Consider the following 5,075-nt stretch of genomic DNA (forward strand, 5'->3'; position numbering starts at 1 on the left):
AAGGTTGTGGAGAACAAGGATCGTTTTAGTTAACCGGTGCCTTTGAGGCACCCCTGTCTGCCAGTCCCTTTTTGGTTAAATGGGGGTAAAGCTTACCGGAGGAAAAAGCTCTCGAATTTTTTCTCCGGACTCAGATAAAAGCTCGCCTTTCCACTCAGATACATTGGGGGGTTGAAGCCCAACCGTACGAAAACGTACGCTAAGGACCAAAAATCGCAATTCAAGTGATTGATTTTTAGAAAATTACTTTCAAAAGTTTTTCTCAACATATTCGTGCATTTTATTTAGTGGTCTTAGCTTTCCTTTGAGGACACTCTCTGCCAATGTAAATGAATAGTGGCCTAAGACGTTAATGTGTTCATGGACAAGAGGAGATAATCGTGCTTCATCTTCTTCTTGGATCTCCATGTGCCCATTCCTTAAATGTTTTAAAGCTTCCTCCATATAAATTGTGTTCCATAGGACAGCCGCATTGATCACTAAGCCGAGAGCCCCCAGTTGATCTTCTTGGCCCTCGCGGTATCTTTTACGGATTTCTCCCCTCTGCCCATGGCAAATAGCTCGAGCCATGCTATGCCTTCCCTCTCCTCGATTTAATTGGTTTAGTATTCGGCGGCGGTAGTCTTCATCATCAATGTAATTGAGGAGGTAGAGTGTTTTATTAATTCTTCCAAGGTCAATAATTGCCTGAGCTAAACTTGAAGGCTTGTCGCTTTTCAATAGGGAGCGAATGAGCTCTGATGCGTGAACTGTTCCTATTTTTAGAGATCCAGCGACTCTCATCATGTCATCCCAATGCTGCTCAATCCGGTGGGTATTGACACAACTACGGGCTATCTCATCTAGAGGACCATAGTCTGCATTTTTATCGATTCTCCAGAAAACGGCTTCTCCAGCATCAGCAAGCCTTGGAGAAAACTGATACCCCAAAAGCCAGAAAAGTCCAAAAATCATGTCACTTGTCCCTGCAGTATCTGTCATGATTTCTGTTGGGCTTAAGCCTGTTTGCTGTTCTAACAGGCCTTCTAAAACAAAGATTGAATCTCTTAGGGTCCCCGGAACAACGATTCCATGGAACCCAGAATACTGATCTGAGACGAAATTATACCAAGTAATCCCTTTCTTCGAGCCAAAATATTTTCTGTTTGGCCCGGCATTTATCGTTCGGATCGGTGTAACAAAGCGCAATCCATCTGCTGAAGCGACCTCTCCCCCTCCCCATTTTTTGGGGAGAAGGAGGGTAGATTGATAATCAACCAGCCTTGCATTTGACTTGGTCAAAGTTTCAGAGCGAAGGTAATTTTGTTTGACCCAGCTTAAGCGATGTCTTGTAAGGGCGGGAATGTGATGTTTTACCAGCGGCTCTAGACCAATATTACAAGCCTCTGCCATCAAAACAGCGCAGATGCTAACCGCAATATCTTCAGCTTTAGCATGGGACTCACTAACATGAGTAAATTCATTAGCAAACCCTGTATGAGCATGGACCTCTAGCAAAAGCTCAGTAAGATCAACCTTGGGAAGTAGAGCCTGAACCTCTTCTTTAAGCTTTTTGAGGCTAGGAGGTTCCTCTATTTTATCCAGGTGTGTGATTGTCAAAGAAGGTCTCTTAGAAGAATAATCGATACGGACATTTTCATTTTTTGAAAAATTCTCCATGACTTCTTTATAAGCTTCATCTAATTGGCTTGCTAATCTAGTAGTGGATTCTTTTGGGTTAAGGGGATGTCCGATAGAGCGATAGACTTGAATGCGGTTTGCTTGCCATTCAGCTCCTTGAAGAAGCTTTGCTCTGGTATCTCCCCATCGATCACTGTTCTCAACATAGATGTCCCTTCTACGTAGAGCATCTTGAAGCCTATCCAAAAAGCAAAGGGTATACCCCTTTTTACTCACTTTTTCATCTTGATCCATAACAAGCCGCTCCCAAGCAGCCGGGATTATGCCAATAGGAGGATCTTTTAAAAAACGTTTACGGGAGATGCCAATGTTTCTCAGATAATCAAATGCTTCTAAAATAGCTTTTCCTCCTGGCGCTGCTTTAAATTCAACATGATCCAGTAGGTGGGGTAAAAACCTTCGGACACGCCCATATTGCTGGACAAGCTCATCATGAAAGTCATCATCAGGAGGACGAGCTAAGTCATTCACAATTTTCACAGATTCCATCATTTTCTCTCGAGGAACAGTGGCAAATATCATTTTTCTAAGGCTTTCATCTGGAACGTTATCATCTAATACCCAGTGACAAACTTCTGCTAGCGAGAGCGCTGATCTGTCGAGATCTTTTAAGGTGCGTAAACGCTTTTTCTGTCCAATTTTCTTTGCTTCCCCCGCAATTTCGGTAATAAGCAAATCTAAAACATCTAAAGCCTCATCGAGAGCAATGGTTTCAAAAGCTTTGGTAAAAGCAAGAAGTGTTGCGATCCGTTTTTCATCAGACATTCTAGAGATTTTGTATGCTGAAGCCATGCTAGCATAACGCCCAAGAACCTTTAACCTCACAGGGGGAACATAAGAAAAATCAATCCCTTGGATTCCAAAATCCTTCAAGCTGTTAAAGCGCTCTATAGCTTCGTTAAAAGAAGGACCACTTACAGTCACAGGCCCTTTTCGATAATGATCCAGATAAGAAGTTCTCTTGTCTTCTTTCAGCTGTAATAGTGTTTCAAGCTGGACCTTTTGTTCGGCACTTGGCAGAGAGGATAATCTAAACCATAGACGCTTTTCAGCTCTTTCTCGAATCTCAGAAATAAGTCTCGTCAATGTTGTTGTCCCTGGAACGGGTATGGGGCGCATAAGTACCAAAAGCGGTGTTAGTGTATTGTACGCATAATTTCTATAGAGAAATTGGGATTCAGATTTTTAGATAAAAAGTTGCTTTTGGGCCTGAAAGGCCAAGCTTTAGTCTAAATCCACCTCAAAAATAGTGCGTCCAATGTTTCATGGACGAACTATTATTAAAAAAAACCTTGTATTGTATGCAGTAAAGTAGTATCTTAAACGGCATGTTGATTATGCATCCAATATAAACAGGCGGTTAGGATGGAAAAAGATTTGCTCAAAGATTTTGAACAGCAATTGAAAAAACAAGATTTATCAGCGCGAACGATTTCTGGGTATCTTAACGACATCTTCTTTTTCAAAAAATGGGTCACTCAGATTTATGGAAAGGAGGTTCCATTCTCACAAATTGCCAAAGAAGATATTAAAGCCTTTCGCCAAGATCTATTGACGATCAAAAGGCAAAAGGCCACGTCTATCAATAGACGTCTCCAATCTCTCAAACGCTTTTTTGATTGGGCCCATAGACATAAACACACCAAGGTCAACCCTTGCACTTCTGTTCGTTTTGTCCGCCTTCAACGAGGTAACCAGCCTCACTCTCTAAACAAAAAGGAAGTTCACGCCCTTTTACGGGCTGCTGGGCAGTCTAAACACGGCCTTGCCAAGAGAAACTATGCCTTTATTCAATTAGCGCTTCAAACAGGGATGAGAATTGGAGAAATCGTAAATCTCCAATTTAGGGATATTTCCATTCAACAAAGGGTGGGATTTGTGAGGATTGTGGATGGAAAAGGGTTGCGAGAGCGGAAAATTCCCCTTAATGCAACAGCCAGAAGAGCTCTATCAGCCTATTTGAAGGGAAGAAGCCTTCAACCAGATGACTTTGTCTTTGCAACAAAAAGAGGGGAACCCGCGACCGTACGAGGTCTTCAAGCGATCATCCAAAGCTTAGGGAAAAAAGCGCATATTAAACGGGTACATCTAACCACACATACGCTTCGCCATACATTTGCAATGAATTTTCTTCAGGCTAACGAAGGCAAACTGGTGGAACTTGCCTCTCTCCTTGGCCACGAGTCGCTCAATACCACAGCGATTTATACTCGAGCCAGTGAGGAATCATTAGCAGAGTCGGTCAAACAAATCGAAGTAAATATCTATGACTAGCAAGGAAATCGAGCAATTAAAGCCAGACATTTCTCAAAATAATCAGGAGATTTCTGAAGATGAGCTTGTAACTTATTGGACATTAACCCCAAAAGATGTGGATTTTGTGCTTAAAAATTGTCGAGGAGACGAGCAGCTTTTTGTTTGCTTTGCGATCCAACTCAGCGCGCTTAGAAATACTGGACGTTTTATCAGTCACTACAAAAAAGTTCCCCTTAAAGCCATCGTTTACATTGCAACCCAATTAGAAATGAAATTCATCGACTCCATTTCCGAAAATCTTCGATCCGAAACCGAGAGAAGCTATCGAAAAAAAATCATTGCCTATTTAGACTTTCGTTCTTTTGATGGTCGAGCATTGGAGGCACTAAATAATTTTCTCATAGATCAACTTAAAATCGATCTATTTAGCCAAAGTTCCCTCACCGAGTCTTGTAAAAACTTCCTCATTGAAAAAAGAATCCTTCTACCTCAACCCATTAGCTTGGGGAGAAAAATTAGTAAAGCGAGAAAAAAAGCCCTGCTTACCCTCTATTCCCGCATAGCTGATAAACTCAATGATAAACAAAAAAGAAAGTGTGAGAAGCTAATTTGCACCAATAAAAATCAAGCATTCACAGACTTACAGAGCTTCAAATTCTCTCCACCAGAACCCACCGCTCAAGTGTTAAATGACTACTTGGATCGCCTTTCGATTCTAGCTAAATTGGAGGTTCACAAGGTTAAGTTGAACGACATCAACCCTCAAATGATCAAAGATATTGCAGCCTTTGTTAAAACATACAGTTCCAGAGAAGTGCGAAGGATAGCTCCTCCAGAGAAAAGGTACACCTACATCATTTGTTTCCTTGCAGAAGCTTACAAAACCCTCATCGATCACATCATTGAGCTAAATGATAGATTTCTTTTAAAAAAAGAACGGGTCTCCCGTAACGACCTTACTAAAAAGCTTGATCCTCTCAGGAAAAATGCAGCTGCCGGTTCTGAGCTGATGGTTGACTCAATGAAAAAACTGATCCACTTGTTTTGCGTCAACTATTTTTGCCGGTTAGCGACAATTATCTTTGCCGCTTTACCTCTCTCAGATTAACTGCGTAATTTCTGTATAATCTGTTCCTGTT

The 5,075-nt window shown here is 41.5% G+C and carries 2 protein-coding genes and 1 pseudogene; 2 read left to right on the forward strand and 1 reads right to left on the reverse strand.

Annotated features, from left to right (window positions below; all coding sequences use genetic code 11):
• Positions 1 to 249 precede the first annotated feature (249 nt).
• Positions 250 to 2,805: pseudogene (locus tag NEPTK9_RS08980) on the reverse strand (Tn3 family transposase); the annotation flags it as partial.
• A 240-nt stretch (positions 2,806 to 3,045) separates the two neighbouring features.
• Between NEPTK9_RS08980 and NEPTK9_RS08985 the strand changes: the two are divergent.
• Both NEPTK9_RS08985 and NEPTK9_RS08990 read left to right on the forward strand, forming a co-directional pair.
• Positions 3,046 to 3,954, forward strand: coding sequence for a tyrosine-type recombinase/integrase (locus NEPTK9_RS08985; protein ID WP_228547112.1), 909 nt, complete (start codon positions 3,046 to 3,048; stop codon positions 3,952 to 3,954).
• Positions 3,947 to 5,044: a DUF4158 domain-containing protein gene (locus NEPTK9_RS08990; protein ID WP_194848497.1), complete on the forward strand. Its 1,098-nt coding sequence runs from the start codon at positions 3,947 to 3,949 to the stop codon at positions 5,042 to 5,044. Before NEPTK9_RS08985 ends, NEPTK9_RS08990 begins: the two co-directional genes overlap by 8 nt.
• The last annotated feature ends 31 nt before the right edge of the window (positions 5,045 to 5,075 follow it).

The organism is Candidatus Neptunochlamydia vexilliferae (assembly GCF_015356785.1).
Classification (GTDB): domain Bacteria; phylum Chlamydiota; class Chlamydiia; order Chlamydiales; family Simkaniaceae; genus Neptunichlamydia; species Neptunichlamydia vexilliferae.

What these genes read in the sequence shown, in the direction of transcription:
- NEPTK9_RS08990 (WP_194848497.1), top strand. Translation starts at nt 3,947, where the DNA reads ATGACTAGCAAGGAAATCGAGCAATTAAAGCCAGACATTTCTCAAAAT.
- NEPTK9_RS08985 (WP_228547112.1), top strand. Translation starts at nt 3,046, where the DNA reads ATGGAAAAAGATTTGCTCAAAGATTTTGAACAGCAATTGAAAAAACAA.